This window comes from Gordonia sp. L191, assembly GCF_030077625.1.
Classification (GTDB): domain Bacteria; phylum Actinomycetota; class Actinomycetes; order Mycobacteriales; family Mycobacteriaceae; genus Gordonia; species Gordonia polyisoprenivorans_A.
On record NZ_CP125996.1, the window covers coordinates 5,049,691 to 5,071,579 of the forward strand.

Here is a 21,889-nt window from a genome sequence, read left to right on the forward strand (position 1 = left end):
AACACACCACCACCGATCCGTGCGGCGAACCTCGCCGGGCACGGGCGTACGTAGGAGACCGAGCAGATGTCGTACTACCCACCGGGGCCGCCCACGTATCCGTCGATGCCGTTCGGCGCCGTGCCACCCGAGCCGCAGCCACGCAATCGGCGCAACCTCACCTTGATCCTCGCGGCGATCGTCGCGGTGCTCGCGCTCGTGTTCGCCTCGGTCGTGGTGATCGTGCTGAAGAACAAGAAGGGCGAGTTCCACATCCCCTTCCTGTCGCTGACCTCCGCGGACGCGCCGGGTGATGCGCCGTTCATGGCGCAGCCGAACCTGACCAACAAGCCGCTCGACAACGGTTTGCGCCTGAGCGCGCAGACCGGCGCGCCGAATCAGGGCACTCGACTGGTCAGCGGCACCACGCCGGGCCTCTACGTCGGCGGCTCCACCAGCTGCGATCCGGCCGGTCTGGGCAACTTCCTCGCGCAGCACCCCTCGCAGGCGGCCGCGTGGGCGAGCGTCTACGGGATCAGCACGCAGGCCATCCCCTACTACCTCGACACCCTGACGCCGGTGATCCTCTCGGCCGACACCTGGGTGACCAACTACAGCTACACCGGCGGTTCGGCGGTGCCGTTCCAGGATGTGCTGCAGGCCGGCACCTCGGTTCTCGTCGACAGTGCCGGCGTTCCCCGGGTGCGCTGCCAGTGCGGTAATCCGCTCGGGCCGGCCGCCTCCGCCCCCATCGGCGGATACCGGATCCGCGGAACCCATTGGCAGGGTTATCAGGTCAACTACATCACCCGCATCGCCTACAACACGCAGAACGTCACCGTCGTCAACAACACCACGACCGTGATCAATCAGGCTCCGGCCCAGGCGAATACGCCGGCCGCCGGTGCCGCCGCACTGTTGACGCTGCTCAATCCCGATACCCGTCAGCTCTTCGACCGCACGGTCGGCGGGTTGCTGGATCTGTCGGGTCAGCCGCCGCTGACCGAGGCACTGCCGACGCCGGCAGCACTCAACGTGCCACTGGCCGCACGTAGTGACGAAGCCGCGACGGAGAACGGGCTCGCCCGCGCAGGCGAGACGGCGGCCGCGCCGGAGGTCACGCAGATGGCCGAATCCAACGGCAACACACCGCCGACCGAGGGCCAGACCACCGAGGCCGCGTCGGGCACCGAATCGGGTGCCGACACCTCGGCCGCAGGCCAGACATCGAGCGAGGAGACCTCGGCGTCGAGCAGCACCACGACGTCGTCCGACACCAGCAGCTCCAGTTCGAGTGCGAGCAGTTCGTCGTCGGAGGCGCCGTCGCCCACCGTCTTCAGCGGTAGCGGTGATTCCATCGGCAGCTTCAGCTTCACCGAGAACAATCAGTCGGTGACGTGCCAGGCGCCGTCGCAGGAGACCACCGGCACGGTGTCGCTCACCTGTAGCGACGGACTGTCGCGGTCGGTCTATCAGAGTTCGCTGTCGCAGTCGTCGGTCACCTCGGCCACCGACTCGACCGGAATCTGGCGGTTGTCCTTGGGCAGTAGTTCGGTGCCGATCACCTCGGCCACGTGGCAGACACTGATCGCGACCACCACCGAAACGACCACGGTGGAGAACCCGACGACGACGGAGACCACCGAGGTTCCGACGACGACCGAGGAAACCACCACGGAGACAACGGAAGAAACCACCGAGACACCGGCGACAACTCCGGCGGGCTGATCCCCGTGCGCCGGGCCTCGAGACCACCCGCACCAACCAACATCCCCGGGCCACCGGGGCCCGAAACCAGCACCACCGCAGCCGGTCTCGAGGCTCGTCGCTAACGCTCCTCACACCTCGACCACCGATCTGGGGACGCCCCATCGCCGGGGTGAACCACCGAACTGGGAAACCCTCCGAACGACGGCGACCATCCCCCGATGGTCGAGGTGCACGGCGCCCCAGGCGCCGGGCCTCGAGACCACCCGCACCGATCTGGGGACGCCCCTTCACCGGGCTGAACCACCGATCAGGGGAAGCCGCGCCTCCGGGCTGAACCACCGATCTGGGATCTGGGGACGCCGTGTCACCGGTCTAAACCACCGACCCGGGGCACCCTCCGACGACGACCTCCACCAGCCGGGCATCGGCGTCGATCACCAGGTGATCGGCGGCGTATCCGGGGAGTAGATCCCCGACGTCGTCGAGCCCGATCGCGCGGGCCGGTGTGCGCGAACACATCTCGACGGCGGCGATCACTGCCTCGCGGGTGATGGGGCCACCGTCGGACAGCCCGTGCGCGGCGCGGCGGAACAGCAGGTCCATGGTGGCGGTGCTGCCGGCGATCGCGCCGGTCTCCCTGACGCGGGCCACACCGTCGGTCACGTCAACGTCGAGCACTCCGAGACGATAAGAGCCGTCCGACATTCCCGCCGCCGACATGGCGTCGGTGACCAGCGCAATCCGCCGCGGACCGGCGACCCGTTCGACGTAGGACGCGAGGTCACGATGTACATGCACTCCGTCACCGACGAGCTCGACGGTGACGCGGTCGTCGCCCAGGAGGGCGAGTACCGGTCCGGGTTCGCGATGTCGTAGCGGCCGCATGGCATTGAACAGGTGGGTGCCCACGCGCGCGCCGGCGTCGATCGCGGCGCGGGTCTGCTCGTAGGTTGCCTCGGTATGTCCCACCGCGGCAACGACTCCCGCGTCGGCAATGCACCGAATGGCATCGAGTCCCCCGTCGAGTTCGGGGGCGATGGTGACCATGCGGACGGCACCACCCCCGGCGCGCAACAGCGCCGCGACCTCCTCCGGGTCCGGATCGCGCAGCGTCCTGGGATCGTGTGCACCGCACCGTGCGTGCGAGAGCCACGGCCCTTCGAGGTGGATGCCGGCGATCACTCCGGCCTCAACTTGCTCGCGCAGTGCTGCGACCTGATCGAGCAGCGCCGACGGCGACGCGCTCACCAGACTGGCGAGAGTGGTTGTGGTGCCATGTGTTCGGTGAAAAGCCGCCGCCGCGACGATCTCCTCGGTGACGCCATCGGTGTAGCCGGTGCCACCACCGCCGTGCACGTGCATGTCGACGAACCCGGGAATGACGGTGGCGTCCGGGAATTCGCGGTCGGGCGGGGTCGGCGGCGCACCCTCCCCGACGGCGACGATCCGGCTGTCGTACATGGTGAACCAGCCAGGCTCCAGCGCTCGCCCGCCGCTGATGACGCGGCCGGCGGCGACGGTGATGACAGTCATCTGCGGTGTCCCCTACAGCGTCTCGGTGACCTTGCGCAGACCGCGAGGAGTGTCCGGGTCGCCGCCGCGGGCGACGGCGAGGTGCAGGGCGAGCTGCTGGAACGGGATGATCTCAAGCAACGGCGACAACGCGTCGGGGGCTCCGGTCGGCAACACGAAGCCACCGGTCAGTCCGGACACATACTCGGCGGCCCCGACCCCGAAGACGTCGGCGTCGCGCTCGGCGAGCCGCTCCAACACCGGTTGCATCGCCGCGCCACCGGCGCCCTCGGGGACCACCGCGAGCACCGGTACCTGCGGGTCGACGGTGGCCAACGGCCCGTGCAGCAGGTCGGCGCCGGAGAACGCCTGCGCCGACAGGTAGGAAGTCTCCATCAGTTTCAACGCCGCCTCGCGCGCCGTCGGATACGAGTAACCGCGGCCGGTCGTCACCAGCCGCTGCGCAAACCGGTACCGCTGCGCCACCGCCCGCACCCGATCCTCCCCGTCGAGGACCCGGTCCCCCAGATCGGGTAGCGCCGACGCAGCAGCAGCACCGTCACGGCCGAGGATCGACTCCGAGAGCAGATACAGCGCAAGCAGTTCCGCGGTGTAGGACTTGGTGGCGGCCACCGACCGTTCGGCTCCGGCATGGACCTGCAGGTCGAACTCCGCGGCGTCGGCCAGCGGTGACGCCGCGGCGTTGGTGATCGCCACCGTGAGCGCTCCCTGCTCCCGGGCCACCTGCACCGACTGCACCAGATCGGGTGACCCGCCGGACTGGCTGACCGCGATGTAGAGCACGTCGCGCAGGTCCGGGCGGGCGCCGTACACCGTCATCGTCGACGGTGAGACAAGCCCGGCGGGCAGTCCGTGGCGGATCTCGATCAGATACTTGCCGTAAAGCGCGGCATGGTCGCTGGTGCCGCGTGCAACGAACTGCACGAATCGTGGTCGACGCGCGGCGATCCGGGCGGCAACATCCCGAATCTCGGCATGCCCGTCGCGCAACAGATTTCGCCAGACGTCGGGTTGTTCGGCGATCTCGGCGGCCATCAGGTGTCCGGGTCGGTCGGTGAGGACGGTGTTCATGGTTCTCCTTCGAGAAGTCTCGGCCGGTGGGCCGGTCAGTGGGTCAGTGGGTCAGTGGGCGTCGACGAGGGATGCGGCCAGGCGCACCGCGCCGTGGACCGGGTCGACCTCGAGTACGCGGATGTCGGTGATGCCCCTCGGAGCGATGAGCTCGCGAATCCGGTTCTGTAACAGGGGCTGATGGACCACCTGGCCGCCGGCGAGGACCACCGGTCCGGTCGATCCGAGCATCTGGGCGACGGTGCCGACGAGGTCGGCCAGTGCGTGGGCCGCGGCCTCCACGATCTCCAGGGCACGCTCGTCGGCGACCGCGGCGCGCTCGAACACGACATGGGAACGGCGCGCCCAATATTGGCGGTCGGCACGTGTGTAGAACAGGTCATGCAGGTCGAGTACCTCGCCGACCCCGCACTCCTCCGCCAGGCGCAGCGACAGCGGTGCCGGGGCGAGTCCCCGGTCGTTGTCGTGCAAGGCACGCCGAACAACTTCGCGCGCAACCCAATAGCCGCTGCCCTCGTCGCCGAGGAGATGCCCCCACCCGCCGGCCCGACACGAACGCCCCTCACGCCGACCCCAGGCGACCGCACCGGTCCCGGAGATCAGTGCGATGCCCTCGTCGAGGCCCGCGGCGGCGAGGATCAGGTGGGTGTCATGGACAACCCCGACCCGTGCTCCCGGAACACGCTGGGTCAAAAGGCTTTCCAGACGTTCGATACTCGCCGGGGTGTCGACACCGGCCGATCCGGCCAACACCGTGTGCACACCGTCGGGACCACCGAGCTTCTCGATCGCGGCGTCGAGTTGACGTCCGGCCTCCTCCACCCCCATGGAGGACACATTGGCGCTGCCGACGATGGTCTCGGCGACGACGGTGCCGTTCTCGGCGCGCACCGCGTGGGTCTTCGATCCGCCGATGTCGAAGGCGAGGGTGACGGTCGGATTCGCACCTGAGGTATTCGCGCCTGATGGGTCGGTGACGATACTCATCGGACAACCTTGGTCTGTCGGGGCGACGCGTCGGCGATCGCTTCGGGCCACCGGCCACCGCTGCGCCAATAGTGTTGGATGTCTTCGAGCTTACGGCCCTTGGTCTCGGGCGCCAGGAAGAAGACGAACACCAGACCGACCAGCGCAAATCCGCCGAAGACCGCGAAGGTGCCCGCGCCGCCGATGACGTTGATGAGCGAGAGCGTGAACGCGGCGACGATGGCATTGGCCACCAGATCCGAGGTCAGCATGAGCGACGATCCGTTGGCGCGCAGCCGCGCGGGGAACGCCTCGCCGGCGTACACCCAGACCAGCGCGCCGAAGCCGAAGGAGAATCCCATGGTGAACAGGACCAGGCCCGCGAATCCCAACACGTGCGCGGTGGTACCGGCGCCGTGTAGTGGGCCGTAGGTCACGATCAGCACGACCGTCGCGATCACCATGGCGCCGATCCCGCCCAGCAGGATCGGGCGTCGGCCCAACCGGTCGACGGTGAACAGCGAGATCAGCACGGCGGCCAGACCGGCGATCTGCACGAAGGCCGGCAGCATCAAGGTGCCGAAGTCACCGGAGAAACCCATGTCCTCGAACAGCTTCGGGCTGTAGTAGACGACGGCGTTGATGCCAGTGATCTGGATGAGGAAGCCCAGTCCGACGACGAAGACGGTCGCGCGAATCCACGGCCGGCGGAACATCTCCCCGAGCGAGCCGCCGGATTCCTCGGTGAGTGCCTGCCGCATCTCCTCGATCTCGGTGTCGATGTCGGCGTCGGGTTCGATGTTGCGCAGTGTCGCCCGGGCCTCGTCGAGCCTTCCCTTGGAGACGTACCAGCGTGGGGTGTCGGGCATGACGGCGACCAGGGCTGTCACCGCGAGCGCTGGGATCGCGGCGATGCCGAGCATCCAGCGCCAGGCGCCGTGGCCGGCGAGGAAGTACCCGACCACATAGCCGCCGATGATGCCGACGATGGTCGCGACCTGATAGGCCACCAGCATCGCTCCGCGCGAGCGTGGTGGGGCGGATTCGGCGACGAAGACCGGTACCACCACGATCGACACCCCGACGGTCACGCCGAGCAGCAGCCGTGCCGCGAGGAGGACGGTGTGCGTCGGCGACAGCGCGCTGAACAGCGCGAACAAGCAGTAGGTGGCCGCGACGAGGACCATCGAGCGCTTACGGCCGAGGCGGTTGGCCAGCCAGCCGGCTCCGATGGCGCCCACGATCTCCCCGATCACGACCGCTGTCGCGAGCGCCTGCTTTCCGGCGTCGCCGAGGCCGAAGTCGGCGCCGATGAACTTCAGGGCCGCGCCGATGTTGCTGCTGTCGTAGCCGTAGATCACGCCGATGCTGGCGGCGGCGATACCCACCATCAGTCCGGACGTGCGTCTCGTCCCGACCGGTGGTCCGGTTGCCGGGTGGGTCGTCATCGGGGTACCTCCGCGAGGTCTGGATTGGTGTATACCAATGTGTTGGTGATCTCAGATTGGCATATACCAATCCGGTTCGTCAATGGGTACGCTCGCATTCATGCCGACGCCTCCTGCGACAACACGCAACCGCGGACCGCGGTACTTCCAGGTCAAGGTTGCGCTCCAACAGCGCATCGGCGACCTGGAACCGGGAATGTCGTTACCGCCCGAACGCAAGCTCGCCACCGAGCTCGGTACCTCGCGCACGACCCTGCGCCGGGCGTTGGCCGAGCTCACCGCCGAGGGCGTGCTCAGCAGTACTCAGGGCAGCGGAAACTTCGTCACGCCACCGAAATTGGTGCACGTGCGCCAGCTGACGTCGTTCAGCGACGACCTCGGCGCGCAGGGTCGCACCGTGGATTCGGAGATACTCGACGCCGGCCACGCCCCGGCCGACGCCGACCTCGCCGCGCGACTGGAGATCCCGACGGGCACCCCGGTCCATCGGCTCACCCGTCTGCGCATCGTCAACGATGAACCACTGGCGCTCGAAACCGCGCACATCCCAGGCGAATTCGACAACTTCGCGCACGACGTCGCAGTGAACGGCTCGCTGTATGCGACGCTGCGGGCCCGCGGGATCGTCATCTGCGACGTCGAGGACAGCGTGCAGACCGCACTCGCCGTCCCCGATCAGGCGGCGCACCTGCGGGTCGCCACCGGGACCCCATTGCTCCAGATCGAGAGAACCTCACGCGACGCGGACGGGACCTGCGTCGAGTAGACCCGCTCCTACTACCGAGGCGACCGCGTGCGGTTCGTCGCACGCGGTCGCCTCGGAGGGTGATGCGGGTGGTGATGAGCGCCGATCAGGCGCTCGCCGACTCCAGTTCCGCGTCGGTACCGGCCTGCGCCGGCAGCGTCCGCGTGAACTCGAGGTTCGGGTCGGCGACGTCGGAATCGAAGGACTTACGGTCCCGGTAGTAGCTCATCGACATCGTCCACGGTTCTGCCACACCCTGTTTCGGCAAGTTGTCGAGCGACCGCTGCACGTAACCGGCCCCGAAGTCGAGCAGCGGACGGGTCTGCATGCCGGGGTCGGCGATCGGGCGCACGGCGGGATACCCGCGGGCATCCATGTAGGCGAGCAGCCGGCAGAAGTGCTCGCACAGCAGGCCGACCTTGAGGGTCCACGACGAGTTGGTGTAGCCGATGGCGAGCGCGAAATTCGGTACGCCACTGAGCATGAAGCCGCGGTAGGCGACGGTGTCGGGCATCGAGACGGGCTCGCCGTCGATGCTCAGCTCCACGCCGCCGAACAGCTGCAGATTCAATCCGGTGGCGGTGACGATGACGTCGGCCTCGAGTTCCTTACCGCTCTCGAGCAGGATGCCGTTTTCGGTGAAGGTTGCGATGCGGTCGGTGACCACCGACGCCTTGCCCTGCCGAATGGTGCGGAACAGGTCGCCGTCGGGCACCGCACACAACCGCTGATCCCACGGGTTGTAGGGCGGTTTGAAGTGTTTGTCGACGTCGAAGCCCTCGGGCAGCAGCTTCTTGTTGATCGCACGGATCACCTTGCGCGACGCCTTCGGGAACCGCTGGCAGGCTTCGTAGAGAACACGTTGTTGCGCAATGTTCTTCGCGCGTGCGAGCGCGTAACCACGCTTGTCCCCGAGGACGGCGCGGCCGATGTTGGCGACCGGATCGTGCTTGGGCAGCGGGACGATGTAGGTCGGCGTGCGCTGCAGCATGGTGATGTGGCCCGCGGTCTTGGCCATCGCGGGCAGCAATGTCACTGCGGTGGCGCCGGAGCCGATCACCACGACCTTCTTGCCCGAGTAGTCGAGGTCGGCGGGCCAGTGCTGCGGATGGATGATCTGCCCGCGGAAGCGCTCGCGCCCCTCGAACTGCGGGGTGAAGCCCTCGTCGTAGTTGTAATAGCCGGCGCCGGAGAACAGCCAGTTGGCCTTCATTTGGGACCGCTCGCCAGTGTCGGTGCGCTCGATGTCGACCGTCCACAGGCATTCCTGCGACGACCACTGCGCCGCGTGCACCTTGTGCCGGTAGCGGATCTTGTCGCCGATGTCGTCCTCGTCGATCGCCTCGTAGAGGTAGTCGAGGATGCGCTCGGCGTCCGCGATGGACTGCTTGTCGGTCCACGGCTTGAACTCGAACCCGAAGGTGTGCAGATCCGAGTCCGAGCGGATGCCGGGGTACTTGAACAGATTCCACGTGCCGCCGGCCACATCGCGGCCCTCGAGGATCACGAAGGACTTTTGGGGCACCATCGTCGTCAGATAGTGAGCGGCACCGATGCCGGAGATCCCGGCGCCAACGATGAGCACGTCGACGGTCTCGACGGGGGTGGTGGTCTGGGGCACGGTCTCTCCTCGGGGCTGGGCCTCGCCGGTGTCGGGGCGTGGCTGCGACGCTCGCTCCAATATGACACTCAGCATTGTCACGATCCAGAATGCCCCCGTCCAGCCGATCTCGCCAGTGACATTGTGCCCATGATGAGCGCGGGCCACGGTGCACAATGTGCACATGGACGTTGAGTGGCCCCAGGTGTCGACGCGCACGAAGGATCTGATCCGTACCGGCGCGCAGCTCATCCTCGATCCGCCGGAGCCGTGGGTCGAACAGCTCCACGAGGCGTCGCTGTCCGGGGCCCGGATGCGTGCGGTCGCCGGAGACCCGGTGCTGGCGGCGGGCACGCGCCGCACGAACTGGGCCAACACCTCACGCTGGGCGCTGCACAACATCGACTCGCCCGGGGAGCGGGTACCCGCGCAGCTGACTCCCGAGATCATGCTCGCCACCCACGACCTGGTACGTCGCGGACTCGACGAGGCTTCGCTCGACGCCTTCCGCACCGCGCAGAGCGTCGCGTGGCGCCTGTGGATGGACATCTGCTTCGGTCTCACCACCGACCCCGCCGAACTCCGCGAACTCCTCGACGTGACCTCACTGTCGATCTCGACGTTCATCGACGACACGGTCACTGCGATGAGCGAGCAGATGCGGGCCGAACGCGAAGAACTCGCGCGCGGCACACATGCCCGCCGCCGCGAGGCTGTCACCCTCGTTCTCGAAGGCGCCCCGATCCCGTCGGCGCGCGCCGAGGCGCAACTCGGTTATCGCCTCGCCGGGCCGCACATCTCCGTCGTGTTGTGGAGCGCGACGCCCGACGCCGCACCGGATCTCGAGGCCGCAGCCGACATCCTCGCCCGATCCGCGGAGGCCACCACGCGACTGACGGTCACCGCCAGCGCCACCTCCTGGTGGTTGTGGCTCCCGGTCGACGGGCTCGGCGCACCCGACCTGTCGTCGCTGCCCGACGTCCGGGTCTCCGCCGGCCGACCGGGCACCGACGTCGACGGATTCCGATCCAGCCACTTCCAGGCGATGACCACCCAACGGCGCCATGCCCGGCTGGGTGCGACACGGCAGATCGTCCACTACGACGACATCCGCTTGGTGTCGTTGTTGACCTCCGACACCGCGGCGGGCGACGACTTCGTCACCGACACCCTCGGCGATCTCGCCGACGCCGATGCCGATCTCATCGATACGCTACGCACCTGGATCAGACTGCAGTGCAACACCTCTCGCACCGCCGAAGTGCTCTATACCCACCGCAACACCGTGATTCGCCGTCTCGACCGCGCCGATGACCTGCTCCCTCGACCGCTCGCCGACACCGTCGTCGATGTGGCCGCGGCCCTCGAGGTCCTGCGCTGGCGGGAGTGAGGGCGTCGGTGCGTTTCGGCCTCGGCGTGCGGTGGTCTCGAGCCGGCCAAGCTCAAGCCGGGTTATGCGAACTTCGCGGTGACCGATCCGCCGCTGAAGCTGGTACTGCTGGAGAATCCTGGTCAGGGTGGGTCGATCAATCATCTGGGGGTGGAGGTGGATTCCTCGGACGCGGTGCACGCGGAGATCGCGCGGCTGGCCGGTGAGGGTCTGTTCACCGAGGAGGAGATCAACACCACGTGTTGCTTTGCGACGCAGGACAAGGTGTGGGTCACCGGCCCGGACGCGCAGAGGTGGGAGGTCTACACCGTGCTCGCCGACTCAGACACCTTCGGCACCAGCCAGAACCTGCTGTCCGGCAAGGATTCCGGTGAGGAGACTGTGTGTTGTGGCGGTGCCCAACAATCGGCGTCGAGTTGTTGCTGAGACCAGCTCTGCGGTTACTGTGATGCGCGCGCGCTGAGTCGGCGGGCGAGGTCATCGACGCGGGCGGCGATGTCGTCGCGGATGAGCCGCATCCGTTCGAGGCCATCGATACCGCGCTCGGATGGTTCGGCGGTGTTCCAGATTTCCACGGCGATACCGTCGGGTGTGGGGATGGCCGCGGCCGCACCAACCGAGACCACCAGGTCCGCTGTCTGAACCAGGTCGTCGGTGAGCTGACGCGGCCGATGCCTGCTGATATCGGCGCCCACCTCGGCCAGCACGCGTGCGGACAGGTTGTTGACCGTGCCGCCGATCATCGAAGCCGTGCCCGCGGAGGACGCCTCGATCACCCCATTGGTGCGTGACCGGGCGAGCCCTTCGGCCATCACCGACTTGCCGCGATTGCTCACGCACACAAACAGCACCCGGATGCTCACGCTGTGCCCATCAGAAGACGTCTTTCGGTAGATGACACACGTCTGAATTACCTTGTGGCGGGATCGGTGTGGGCCAAGAATCGGCCTCTCAGCGCCAGCGAGACGTACACCAGCCCAACGAGGACCGGGACCTCGATCAACGGGCCGACCATCCCGGCCAGCGCCTGACCCGACGCCACGCCATAGGTGGCGATCGCCACGGCGATCGCCAGTTCGAAGTTGTTGCCCGCGGCGGTAAACGCCAGCGTGGTGGTGCGCTCATAGCCCAGACCCACGGCGGCGCCGATCAGGTAGCCGCCGCCCCACATGACCGCAAAATATGCCAGCATCGGCAACGCGATCCGGGCCACGTCCCACGGATGAGAGGTGATCTGGTTGCCCTGCAACGCGAACAGGATCACGATGGTGAACAGCAGCCCATAGAGCGCCCACGGCCCGATGCGCGGGAGCAGGGTGTTCTCATACCAGGTGCGGCCCTTGACGTTTTCGCCGACACGGCGGGTCAGGAAACCGGCCAGCAACGGGATCCCCAGAAAGATGAGTACCGATCTGACGATCTCCCAGGGTGAGGTGTTGATCGTGGTCTGCGCCAGGCCCAGCCAGCCCGGCAGGACCGAGAGATAGAACCAGCCCAAAGCGGCGAACATGACGACCTGGAAGACCGAGTTGATGGCCACCAGCACCGCGGCCGCTTCGCGGTCACCACAGGCCAGGTCGTTCCAAATGATCACCATCGCAATGCATCTGGCCAACCCGACGATGATCAGACCGGTGCGGTACTCGGGCAGATCCGGCAGCATCAGCCAGGCGAGGGCGAACATCACCGCAGGACCCACAACCCAGTTCAGCACCAGCGAGGAGATCAGGAGTCGGCGATCACCGGTCACGGTGTCGAGACGGTCGTAGCGGACCTTCGCCAGCACCGGGTACATCATGATCAGCAGCCCGATGGCGATCGGCAACGAGATCCCGTCGACCGTGACCGCCGAGATCGTCCTGTTCAGACCGGGGATCAGTCGCCCGAGTAGCAACCCGGCCGCCATCGCCACACCGATCCACACCGGCAGGAACCTGTCCAGCGTGGAGAGCTTGCCCACCACTGACCCCCGCCCGGTCGTCGGGGTCACCGTCTCGGTCACGACGTCTCCGCGCACGCCGAACCCGCGATCGCGGTCGCCGGATCGATCAACAGCACCGACGAAAGCTGCTGCAGCACAGCGGGAACCACCCGGTAGTACACCCACGTGCCACGGCGTTGTGACTCCACCAAGCCCACCTCGCGCAGCACCTTCAAATGATGGGAGATCGTCGGCTGAGCTAGATCAAACGTCGGCGAAATGTCACAGACACACGCCTCCCCGCTGGCGTGGCTGGCCACCAAGCTCAACAGCCGTAGCCGTACCGGATCCCCGAGCGCCTTGAACACCGCCGCCAGCGACTGCGCCGACTCCGGCGACAAGGGCTCACTCACCAACGGGGAACAACTCTCGCCGCCCGCCGTCTGTATCGACATGCACCAATATTGACAGATATCGATACAGAATGTCGAGCCGTGGCTCCAACCGGCTCAGGTTCACCTGCGACAGGTCAGGCGAGACGTTCGCTCCAGCGTATGTCTCAACTGATCTGTCGCACCCCAGGTCAACTGCGACAGATCAAGTGAGAATGGACAGTTGCCATGTATGTCAGTGGTTCTGTGGTCGGTTGCGGAATCGGTGGCCGGCGTTGGCAACTGCTGATCCGGTGCGTCTGAGTAGCGTGGCGGCTTGCCAGACGGTGAGGTGAGTGTGTAGCGCGACGACGATGTCCTCGGCGGTCCAGGGCCGTTAATGTTCGCGCGCGTTGGCGCGGGTGTCGACCTGGCGGCGGTCGACGTTGTGCTGAAAGCGGCATTTGTGTGACGGTTGTAGCCGCTGAGCGTGCCGTGTCGCGGATCAGTAGGCCCGTCGAGCACTGATGCGTCCTGGTAATAGGTTAGTCACGTGGATCACCAATCTCCGCCGTTTCCGGACTCGGCGCGGCATCATCCATCGCGTCCGGATTACGGTCCGGCGCACCGTTCGCGTGCTGATATCGCAGCCGCTTTGCTGTGGGATCCGACTGGCAATGACGCCCGAGCTGCTGAACGGTTCATCACTCACCTCGGTGAGAGCGAACTTGTTCTGGCGGTTCGCCCGGCGTGGCTGCGGCCGCACGGTTGGGGACTTTTCGTGGTCACGACCGACCGCGTCCTGTACGTGCCGCACGATGACTCCGATGACGTGCTGGAACTGCCCATCGAGGTAGTTCTGTGGTTGCTCGAGGCCGCCGACACCAACGAGCACGGACACCACAAGGCTAACCTTATCGACCTCGAACGCAATGTCACCTTATGGTTCGAAGGCCCCACATCGATTACCGCGATTAACATCGCTATCAGCTGGGCTGCGCGCCAACACACCGCCGTCCAATCCGGGTATGAACCCGCCAACACCGGCAACGTGGTCGAGGAGTTCTCGCGGTTCGCGGCCCTGTTGCGGGCCCGCGAGACTGGCGCGCTCGATGACGAAGCGATGCGCGGGGCCATTGCGCGAATGTTCGGAGTTGCACCACCACCCTCTTGAACCCGTACCGAAGACTCCGGTCCGGAACGCTCGGCTCCGGACCGGACACCTTCACCGACGCCCCTGCGACGAACTGGACCGTCCTATGTCAATTGACAGACCCGAAACGCACCTATTCCCCTTCCCCGAAGGTTCACTGGCCAACGACAGGTTCACCTGGCGTCATTCCGCTCCGATCGACGACGCCTCGCAAAGCGCACTCAACGTCGGGGCGCACCTGTGCTCGAGCCTCAACACAATGCCGTGCGACACCCTTGGCCTAGACGACGAGCACGACAGCATCCGTACCCGGCTGCGAGAGTGGTGGGGAATAACCAACACCACCGAGGCCCGACAAACCGCGGGTCGCCTACTCGACGGGATGCACAGCGCCACCTATGAAGTCGTGTTCCCATTGGTCTCAGAGCTCATCAAGGGCACCGACGGTCACACCACCGAGGCGCACCACGCGTACCTGTCACTGCGCGCGTTGAGCCGCAACGAGCCTTCCTGCGCGTGGATCTCGGCGCACCAAGCACTTCACCAACTCCGCACCGTAGCTCAACCGTTCTCCGGGTACACGACGCCGAGCTGGCCCACCCACATTCGGGCCTGGGACTTCGCGCGCCTTCCTTTCGTCGTGCGCACCGCCCACCACGTCGGGTACCTCGACACCAACGAAAGCTGGTCGATTCTGCACGCCAACCTCTCCGCAGCCCGCAGCTACTACCCCAATTGGCGCCAGTTCGGGCAGGGCGTCATCATCGGCCGCACCTACTGGCGCGCACTGACCGACATCGGCGACGCCAGGGATTACGGCAAAGAAGCAGCGAGAGCTGTTACCGCGCTATTGGTGCGCCCCGACAGCCCATGGCGTCGACTGCCCCTGCAGCCACCCGCCGACACCGCCTCCCCGTAGCGCCGACCCGGATCATGGGAGCCGCACGCACCCACGAGGTCGGCCAACGTCCGATCATTCCCGATCGCGACCATTACCTGACCCGGTCCCAGGGCCAACTCCCCCAACGGAGCCGCCACCGCCCCAACACCAGAACGCACACCAATGCGTCTATGCCCACCGCGACCGGCCAGGCGATGCCGAACGACAGCAACGCGACAACAACCACGACTGGGATCGCGAGAAGCAACATATATCCAGCTGCCTGCTGCCTCTCGCGTCTTCGCGCCTCAAAGTCCTGGTTCGACATGGTGCCAGATTATGGCCCGGCGCTGGCACGCGGCAACGTCAAGATTCCGCAGGCACGTGGGTCGCAGACTCGCAGCCCCTTCGCGACGCGAACGCGTCTCAGTTACGTTGTCGCCTGACTATCTGTGTCAACTCGATTCGGTACCACCTGACGGCCAGATTGAGGCCCGGGTGACGGCTTGATGTGAGACCGGGATGGGGGCCTGTCGTCCTGTATGCGGTGGTCGTGGCAGGACGACGACGATAGGTGCGCGGCCTTCCGGGCTCCGTTTGAGGTCGGCGGCGCGGTGTTGTCGCGCCCGGCTGACCGTTAGCGGGTGTAGACGGTTTGGCGGGGGCCGGGGGTGTTGATGCGGACGACGTAGATCGCGGAGGGGTTCAGAGTGTCGATGAACGCTGAGAGAACGCGATCTTCGGGGATCTCGGGTGAGGTCTTTCGGGATCAACAGTGTCGCGCAGAGTGTTATGCTCAGTTCGGCGTCGGTGGCGTCTTCGGCCCAGAAGGTCATGCTGAGCGTGTTGTAGGTGTCTGGGCGTGGCTCGTTCCACACACCGTTACTGTTCCACCAAGGTGATCCACCCCGGCTTTTCCGGAGAGCTCAGGTTGTGAGTGCCCCCTCCGGATTGAGGGTGCGCATGTGATCGTAATGGAGTCGCTCAGCGTGGTCGGGGGTGAGGTCGTCGCAGTAACTGTGTGGGCGTTCACGGTTGTAGAACGCCACCCATTCGGCCGTGCCCAGTGACAGTTCGGTCGCGCCGTGAAATCGCGGCTGGTTGTCGACGAGTTCGTTCTTGTAGTCAGAGTTCACCGACTCCGCGAGCGCGTTGTCGTAGCTATCCCCAACGCTGCCAATAGAAGCCGCGATGCCTTCCTCGGCCAACCGCTGCCCGAACACAATCGCTGTGTACTGCGATCCCGCGTCTGAATGGTGTATGAGTCTCGTTAAATCAACTACACCGCAACGCTTTCGGTTGTCTATCGCGTTGTTGATGGCATCGGTAACCAGGTTCACTGTCATTTCCGAGGCCACTTTCCAGCCGACAATCTTGCGGGCGAACACATCGATAACGAACGCCGTGTACGCCCACCCCGACTCGGTGCGGCAGTAGGTAAAATCGGCTACCCACAAACGATTTGGTGCCGCAGCATAGAACTGTCTGTCGACCAGATCCGCCGGCCGCGACGCTGCCGCATCAGGGATGGTCGTACGCACTCGCTTCTTCTTACTCCCGCCATGCCATCCCATGTCCCGCATCACTCGTTCAACAGTGCATCGAGCAACATCAATACCACTGCTGCGCAATACTATCCATGTCTTGCGTGAACCCAGAACCCGCATCAGCGGTCGCTTCCGGCGCAAAGCGAAGATCGCATCGATGACCTGCGCATCGGCGAACATGCGGGCGCTCGGCCCGCGGTTGATGTGATCATAGTAAGTGGACTTGGCGATGTGGATACCATGCTCGCAGAGCACGGCGCACATCGAATCGACGCCCCAGACAAGGCCACCCGCACCCACCTGGTGTCCCTGGTGAGTGCGGATGAACTCCACAATTAGCGGTGTGGCCGGTCGATCTCGGCCGCGAAGAAAGCCGACGCCGCCTTCAGGATCCCGTTCGCTCGTTTGAGCTCGGCCACCTCGCGCTTGAGTCGTCGAACCTCCTCGCTATCGGCCTTGGCTGGCGCGCTCGCGGCGCCCGACGGCGCCTTGCGCACCCACTGGCGAACCGTCTCCGCCGAGCCGACTCCGAGCAAATCCGCAGTCTTGCCCATCGCCGCCCACTCGGTGGACCCCTGAGCCACCAACTGCTCGACCATGTCCACCGCGTCGCGCTTCAACTCATCCGAGTATCGCTTCGATCCTGCCACTGCCATAGGTTTCATTCTCCCTTGAGACGAACCCTCCGGAAACACCGGGACGGATCAAGGAGCGGGCCACCCGGATGGCGGTGGTAGCACGACGGGATCCGGAGTCGTCGAGAGGCGCGATCAAGCGGATTGCCGATCAGCTCGGGGTGCATCCCGAGGCGTTGCGCAACTGGGTTCGTCAAGCTGAGTTCGACGGCGGTGTGCGGGCGGGCACCACCACCGAGCATGCCGACCGGATCGCGCAGCTGGAGCGGGAGAACCGCGAGCTGAGGCGGGCGAACACGATCGTGAAGCAGGCGTCGGCTTTCTTTGCGGCGGAGATCGACCGCCCACAGCGTTGATCGTGGAGTTCGTGGCCTCTTATCGCGATGAACACGGAGTCGATCCGATCTGCGCGGCTCTGCGCGACACGGCCGCCCAGATCGCTCCGTCCACGGTGCGAGCCCACCTGAGCCGAGCCGACAGAAGACCGAGGCGCCGCGAGCAGTTCGTGACCGCCAGATGCGCGGTGAGATCCGCACCGTGCACGCCGACAATCTCGGTGTCTACGGTGCTCGCAAAGTACACGCCGAACTACGTAGAAAGGGGTTCGGCGTGGCCCGCTGCACTGTCGAGCGATTGATGAAAACTGATGGGCTGCAGGGCATACCACGATCAAAGACGCGAAAGACAACTCGGAGCGAGGGAGCTGAGACTGCGCGGCCGGCGGATCGGGTGAAACGAGAATTCACCGCGGCGGCACCCAATGCGTTGCCGGTGGCGGATCTGACCTACATCCGTACGCACTCGGGATGGGTGTACGCGGCGTTCATCCTTGATGTGTTCTCGAGGATGGTCGTCGGCTGGCAGGTCTCGACCACCATGCACACCGGCCTCGCCCTAGCGGTCCGGGGTTGAATTTCACTTACGTTTGATTTTGTCAAGGATCTCGTTCGCGGGTTTGGTCCAGACGAAAGGCTCACAGCGAGTGTTCCAGTTCGTGACGAATCGCCGGATGGCGGTGACGAGGGCGGTGACACTGGTGAAGGTGCCGCGGTGAATCGCCTGACGCTCGATTATGGCGAACCAGGACTCGACCATGTTCATCCAGGAGCCATATACAGAGCAATAACATCGACGATCTTGGCGTCGAGCTCAGGGTCGTTGGAGAACGTGAACGTCTCGCTGCGCCATGGAGTGATCTTAAACTTGCGCCACACCCGAGAGACGGTGGTGTGATCGACCCCCACCCGCGGCGCCAGCAATCGGGCCGACCAATGGGGTCACACCCAGAGACTTCGGTGGCCGCTGCAGCGTAGCTGTGATGATCTTGGCCTCATCGATCTCTGCCGGGCGTCCCGAGCGCTGCTCATCGACCAGCGACTCGACCCCGCCGATACGGTAACGCTGCAGCCACTTGTCCACAGTCGGACGCGACACCCCCACCACCGCCGCGATCTCAGCATTCGCCGCTCCGTCAGCAGACATCAAACACATCCGGGCCCGCCGCGCCAATCCCGAAGGCGTCGTCGAGGCTCGCACCAAGCCCTCCAAACGAACCCGATCCATATCACTCAATACCAGCGGCGCTGCAACACGATTCAGCACGACAGTATGACATCAAACGTAAACTAATTTATCCCCCGTACCACTAGGCAATCAGATGTTCATCTCGCAACCCCCGTTAAATCCTGGACGCCTCCCCGAAGCGGCGGTACCCTGGGCGCGCTGTCACACACGAGGCGACGAAGGGAGGTGGCGCAGATGATCTCGCAGATCGCATGGCGAGACGACAACGAATTCGGTTGTCGGCGTGGACTGTCGGACGACGGTCGCACGACAACCCCGATGTATCGATTCCACCCCTGCGCCACCGGCCCCGGAAACCTCTGCGGCTGATCCGGAAACGGTGACGCTCCCAGCAGAGTTCGTCATCGTCTTTCAGGAGTAGCCATGACCATTTTCGTCACCAACGCCGGTTTGCAGATACTCGCGCGCGTCACCTGGCGCCGGGCCGCGGTCCTGTTGACCACCGGTGTCGCACGCAACGTCGAGGGCACCCCCCTGGTGCGCACCGTGCATTCGCCGAGCATCAGCCTGCCCATTCATCAGGTGGTCGCGATCAAGCGTGATGCCTACCGTCCGTACGCCGGAAAGACGATGGACTCCTACGCCTCTGGCGCCTCGATCCTGCGTCGCGATCAGTGGATCTGTGCGTACTGCGAGGGACCGGCCGACACCGTCGACCACATCATGCCCCAATCTCGCGGTGGCGCATCGACGTTCGGAAATCAGGTCGCGGCATGCAAGTCATGCAACGGGTTCAAGGCCGATCGCACACCGCGAGAAGCCGGAATCGCCCTGCGCCATGCTCCGTTCGTCTACGACCCGTGGGCGCAGGACCAGAAGGAAGTCTGGGAGTTATTCACTCTCGGAAGACAACTCGAGTAGCCGCCGGGATGCGGGGAGAGGAGACCGCCGATGACCGCCCCGGACTTGCGTCCCCTCTCCCTGCCACTGTCGATGCTGTTACGGCCCACGCTCGACCTCGACTGGGCGGCAGCTGCCTGCGCGGCCGTCGGCGAGAATCCCGAGGACTGGTTCCCCTTTCCCACCGACGACTACTCCCATGCCGCGTCAGTGTGCGCGGTCTGCCCGATCCGGGCCGGCTGCGAACAGTGGGGCCGACGCAACCGGATGAGCGGCGTGTGGGGTGGTGTCCGGTTGGAGAACGGCCGCGAGCGGCCGTGACGGTCCGGGATGTCGACGAAATCCGCTTCCCGTCGCCACCGGTGTGCGATTGTTGAATTCAGGTCGAATACCCCCAACCGGACACCAGGCCTGCCCGGGTCAGGAGTCACCATGTCACGCAACACCATTCGACTCACCGCCATCGCAGCAGCGACATCCGCCGCAGTAGCCGCCGGCCTGATCGGAGCGGGCGACGCGCACGCCGCACCCGCCATGCCCGGCGGCTACTACGCGGGGACGGTGACCAGCTTCCCGCCGGGCAACACCGTCTGGTACGGCAAGTCGTTCACCGGATCGTCGGTCATCAACAACACCGCGATCGGCTGGGCGTTCCCCGGCCGGGTGTATCCGGGGCGCTCGGTCCTCGACAACGCCGAGGTCGTCGTCATCGACTACAGCGGCACCCCGGTCGGATTCGTCCGCGACGAGCTGACCCCCGACGGCCGTGGCGGATACTGGGGCCGCTCGATCAACGGCCGCACCACCCTGCTGACCTTCCACCTCTCACGCGGCTGAACCCGCGGGCCTGACTTCTTCGGCGACTTCGGCCGATTCGCTGCGCCCGCGCCCGTGCTCGTCACACGATGGGAGCACGAGCATCACGAGGAGGTCACCGGTGACAACTACCGACGAGCCCACCACCAGCGGCGACGAGCCGATCACCGTCGACACCGACGTCGTCATCATCGGAGCGGGACTGTCGGGGATCGACATCGCCTATCGCCTGCGCGAACGCAATCCCGACGTGCGCTACGTCATCCTGGAGCGCCGCCCACGGATCGGCGGCACCTGGGACCTGTTCCGGTATCCGGGTGTGCGCTCCGACAGCGACATCTTCTCGCTGAGCTATCCGTTCGAGCCGTGGCGGCGACCGGAGGCACTCGCCGACGGCGAGCACATCCGCGACTACCTGGTGCACACCGCCCGCGCTCACGGCATCGATACCCACATGCGGTTCGATCGCCGGGTCGAGGGCGCCGACTGGGATTCGAGCACCGACACCTGGACGGTCTCCGTCGAGCAGGGCGAGTCCCACCCGGCCGAGCGCTACCGCTGTCGCTTCGTCGCGCTGGCCACCGGGTACTACAACTACGACCACCCCTACACGCCGCCGTTTCCCGGCCTCGAGGACTTCACCGGGCCGGTCGTCCACCCGCAGCTCTGGCCGGAGGATCTCGACTACGCCGGCAAGCGCATCGTCGTCATCGGCAGCGGCGCGACCGCGGTCAGCCTCATCCCGGCGCTGGCCCGTACCGCCGCACACGTGACGATGTTGCAACGGTCGCCGTCCTACATCTACTCCTCGCCGCAGAAGCAGATCTTCGCGCCGCTGGTGCGGAAAGTATTGCCGCGCAACGCGGCCCATCGTGTCATCCGGTCGCGATATGCGCTGCAGACCGCCGCGCTGGTGCACGCCACCCATCGCTTTCCCGCGCTGGGGCGCAAACTCATCCGCTCCGGCGTCGTCAAGAACCTGCCCGCGGACTATCCCGTCGACGTCCACTTCAACCCCACCTACGATCCATGGGATCAGCGGATGTGCATGGTCCCCGACGCCGACCTGTTCCAGGCGATCGCGTCGGGGTCGGTGGAGATGGTCACCGACCACATCGAGCGCCTCGACGCCACCGGCGTCACCCTGACCTCCGGGCGTCATCTCGACGCCGACATCGTCGTCACCGCGACCGGCCTGCAATTGCAGGCCTTCGGCGGGATCACCCTGCGCATCGACGGCGCCGAGGTGAAGCCGCACGACCGGTTCCTGTTCAAGAGCCGCTTCCTCGAGGACGTGCCGAATCTCGCGTGGTCGCTGGGCTACACGAATGCGTCGTGGACGCTGCGCGCCGACATGACCGCCCAGTCGATCGCCGAACTCGTCGCCTACATGCGCGAGTACGGCTACACCCACGCCTATCCGCATCTGCGCGAGCGGTCGATGCCGTCGAAGTCCATCTGGGATCTGCAGGCCGGTTACGTGCTGCGTTCGCCGGAGGCCTATCCCAAGTCGGGGACGCGCGGGGCGTGGGAGGTTCGGCACAACTATTACCGTGACCTGCTCGATCACCGTCTCGACAAGGTCGACGACGGGCTGGTGTTCGGTCGCGCGCCGGTGGCCGCCGACCACGGGTGACGCCAAGGCACCCGTCCATCGGAGGGGGTGACGGGGGCCACATCGGCCTTGTACACTGACAGCC

21 protein-coding genes, 2 pseudogenes and 1 other annotated feature are annotated in these 21,889 nt (G+C 65.9%); of the genes and pseudogenes, 13 read left to right on the forward strand and 10 right to left on the reverse strand.

Annotation, left to right across the window (positions count from 1 at the left end):
* Positions 1-66 precede the first annotated feature (66 nt).
* On the forward strand, positions 67-1,707 hold the full coding sequence (locus QNM97_RS22745; RefSeq protein WP_283820443.1) for a DUF6777 domain-containing protein: 1,641 nt from the start codon (positions 67-69) through the stop codon (positions 1,705-1,707).
* Between the two features lie 354 nt (positions 1,708-2,061).
* Here the strand turns inward: QNM97_RS22745 and nagA are convergent, their stop codons facing one another.
* The 4 genes from nagA to QNM97_RS22765 all read right to left on the reverse strand — a co-directional run bounded on the left by nagA (position 2,062) and on the right by QNM97_RS22765 (position 6,707).
* Positions 2,062-3,222 (reverse strand): N-acetylglucosamine-6-phosphate deacetylase, encoded by a 1,161-nt coding sequence (gene nagA / locus QNM97_RS22750; protein WP_208793555.1) that lies wholly within the window; start codon positions 3,220-3,222, stop codon positions 2,062-2,064.
* Between the two features lie 12 nt (positions 3,223-3,234).
* Positions 3,235-4,257: an SIS domain-containing protein gene (locus tag QNM97_RS22755; RefSeq protein ID WP_283823295.1), complete on the reverse strand. Its 1,023-nt coding sequence runs from the start codon at positions 4,255-4,257 to the stop codon at positions 3,235-3,237.
* An 87-nt stretch (positions 4,258-4,344) separates the two neighbouring features.
* Positions 4,345-5,280 carry an N-acetylglucosamine kinase gene (locus QNM97_RS22760; protein ID WP_283820444.1) on the reverse strand — a complete coding sequence of 312 codons (936 nt, stop codon included), beginning with the start codon at positions 5,278-5,280 and terminating at the stop codon, positions 4,345-4,347.
* Positions 5,277-6,707, reverse strand: coding sequence for a sugar porter family MFS transporter (locus QNM97_RS22765; RefSeq protein ID WP_283820445.1), 1,431 nt, complete (start codon positions 6,705-6,707; stop codon positions 5,277-5,279). Before QNM97_RS22765 ends, QNM97_RS22760 begins: the two co-directional genes overlap by 4 nt.
* A 100-nt stretch (positions 6,708-6,807) precedes the next feature.
* On the opposite strand from QNM97_RS22765, the gene QNM97_RS22770 reads away from it, so the two are divergent.
* Positions 6,808-7,473 (forward strand): GntR family transcriptional regulator, encoded by a 666-nt coding sequence (locus QNM97_RS22770; protein WP_283820446.1) that lies wholly within the window; start codon positions 6,808-6,810, stop codon positions 7,471-7,473.
* 85 nt (positions 7,474-7,558) lie between these two features.
* Here the strand turns inward: QNM97_RS22770 and QNM97_RS22775 are convergent, their stop codons facing one another.
* On the reverse strand, positions 7,559-9,073 hold the full coding sequence (locus tag QNM97_RS22775; RefSeq protein WP_283820447.1) for a flavin-containing monooxygenase: 1,515 nt from the start codon (positions 9,071-9,073) through the stop codon (positions 7,559-7,561).
* Between the two features lie 148 nt (positions 9,074-9,221).
* Between QNM97_RS22775 and QNM97_RS22780 the strand changes: the two genes are divergently transcribed.
* On the forward strand, positions 9,222-10,442 hold the full coding sequence (locus QNM97_RS22780; RefSeq protein ID WP_283820448.1) for a PucR family transcriptional regulator: 1,221 nt from the start codon (positions 9,222-9,224) through the stop codon (positions 10,440-10,442).
* Positions 10,443-10,475: 33 nt separating this feature from the next.
* Positions 10,476-10,868 (forward strand): annotated as a pseudogene (locus QNM97_RS22785) (ArsI/CadI family heavy metal resistance metalloenzyme); the annotation flags it as partial.
* A gap of 14 nt (positions 10,869-10,882) precedes the next feature.
* On the opposite strand, the gene QNM97_RS22790 reads toward QNM97_RS22785, so the two are convergent.
* The 3 genes from QNM97_RS22790 to QNM97_RS22800 all read right to left on the reverse strand — a co-directional run bounded on the left by QNM97_RS22790 (position 10,883) and on the right by QNM97_RS22800 (position 12,731).
* On the reverse strand, positions 10,883-11,254 hold the full coding sequence (locus QNM97_RS22790; RefSeq protein ID WP_283823296.1) for an arsenate-mycothiol transferase ArsC: 372 nt from the start codon (positions 11,252-11,254) through the stop codon (positions 10,883-10,885).
* A gap of 98 nt (positions 11,255-11,352) precedes the next feature.
* Positions 11,353-12,444, reverse strand: coding sequence for an ACR3 family arsenite efflux transporter (gene arsB, locus QNM97_RS22795; protein WP_502874956.1), 1,092 nt, complete (start codon positions 12,442-12,444; stop codon positions 11,353-11,355).
* The gene (locus QNM97_RS22800) at positions 12,441-12,731 is read right to left on the reverse strand and encodes an ArsR/SmtB family transcription factor (RefSeq protein ID WP_283823298.1); all 291 of its coding nucleotides are present in this window, start codon (positions 12,729-12,731) and stop codon (positions 12,441-12,443) included. The genes arsB and QNM97_RS22800 overlap by 4 nt, the downstream gene beginning before the upstream one ends.
* Here QNM97_RS22800 and QNM97_RS22805 point away from each other — a divergent pair.
* From QNM97_RS22805 to QNM97_RS22815, 3 genes are all read left to right on the forward strand, one after another.
* On the forward strand, positions 12,643-12,831 hold the full coding sequence (locus tag QNM97_RS22805; protein WP_283823344.1) for a hypothetical protein: 189 nt from the start codon (positions 12,643-12,645) through the stop codon (positions 12,829-12,831). The genes QNM97_RS22800 and QNM97_RS22805 overlap by 89 nt on opposite strands.
* 456 nt (positions 12,832-13,287) lie before the next feature.
* Positions 13,288-13,908, forward strand: coding sequence for a hypothetical protein (locus QNM97_RS22810; protein WP_283820449.1), 621 nt, complete (start codon positions 13,288-13,290; stop codon positions 13,906-13,908).
* Positions 13,909-14,146: 238 nt separating this feature from the next.
* Complete coding sequence (locus QNM97_RS22815) at positions 14,147-14,806, forward strand: DUF1266 domain-containing protein (RefSeq protein WP_283820450.1); 660 nt, start codon at positions 14,147-14,149, stop codon at positions 14,804-14,806.
* An 887-nt stretch (positions 14,807-15,693) separates the two neighbouring features.
* Here QNM97_RS22815 and QNM97_RS22820 read toward each other — a convergent pair.
* Positions 15,694-16,964 (reverse strand): IS3 family transposase gene (locus tag QNM97_RS22820; RefSeq protein ID WP_283823299.1). Its coding sequence is split into 2 segments (ribosomal slippage): positions 15,694-16,688 and positions 16,688-16,964, totalling 1,272 coding nucleotides; the frame shifts between segments, so codons are not numbered across the junction.
* A gap of 74 nt (positions 16,965-17,038) precedes the next feature.
* On the opposite strand from QNM97_RS22820, the gene QNM97_RS22825 reads away from it, so the two are divergent.
* A complete protein-coding gene (locus tag QNM97_RS22825; RefSeq protein WP_283820451.1) occupies positions 17,039-17,305 on the forward strand; it encodes a transposase in 267 nt (88 codons plus the stop codon).
* Positions 17,266-17,394 (forward strand) — a sequence feature (AL1L pseudoknot). Its footprint overlaps the gene before it by 40 nt.
* A 71-nt stretch (positions 17,395-17,465) precedes the next feature.
* Complete coding sequence (locus QNM97_RS26700) at positions 17,466-17,861, forward strand: IS3 family transposase (protein WP_502874957.1); 396 nt, start codon at positions 17,466-17,468, stop codon at positions 17,859-17,861.
* 3 nt (positions 17,862-17,864) lie between these two features.
* Here QNM97_RS26700 and QNM97_RS22835 read toward each other — a convergent pair.
* Positions 17,865-18,512: pseudogene (locus tag QNM97_RS22835) on the reverse strand (helix-turn-helix domain-containing protein).
* A gap of 384 nt (positions 18,513-18,896) precedes the next feature.
* Here QNM97_RS22835 and QNM97_RS22840 point away from each other — a divergent pair.
* The 4 genes from QNM97_RS22840 to QNM97_RS22855 all read left to right on the forward strand — a co-directional run bounded on the left by QNM97_RS22840 (position 18,897) and on the right by QNM97_RS22855 (position 21,825).
* Positions 18,897-19,394, forward strand: coding sequence for an HNH endonuclease (locus QNM97_RS22840; protein WP_006369046.1), 498 nt, complete (start codon positions 18,897-18,899; stop codon positions 19,392-19,394).
* A 30-nt stretch (positions 19,395-19,424) separates the two neighbouring features.
* On the forward strand, positions 19,425-19,694 hold the full coding sequence (locus QNM97_RS22845) for a WhiB family transcriptional regulator (protein ID WP_283820453.1): 270 nt from the start codon (positions 19,425-19,427) through the stop codon (positions 19,692-19,694).
* A 111-nt stretch (positions 19,695-19,805) separates the two neighbouring features.
* Positions 19,806-20,210, forward strand: a complete 405-nt coding sequence (locus QNM97_RS22850; RefSeq protein WP_283820454.1) for a hypothetical protein — start codon at positions 19,806-19,808, stop codon at positions 20,208-20,210.
* A 100-nt stretch (positions 20,211-20,310) separates the two neighbouring features.
* Positions 20,311-21,825 (forward strand): flavin-containing monooxygenase, encoded by a 1,515-nt coding sequence (locus QNM97_RS22855; RefSeq protein ID WP_283820455.1) that lies wholly within the window; start codon positions 20,311-20,313, stop codon positions 21,823-21,825.
* The last annotated feature ends 64 nt before the right edge of the window (positions 21,826-21,889 follow it).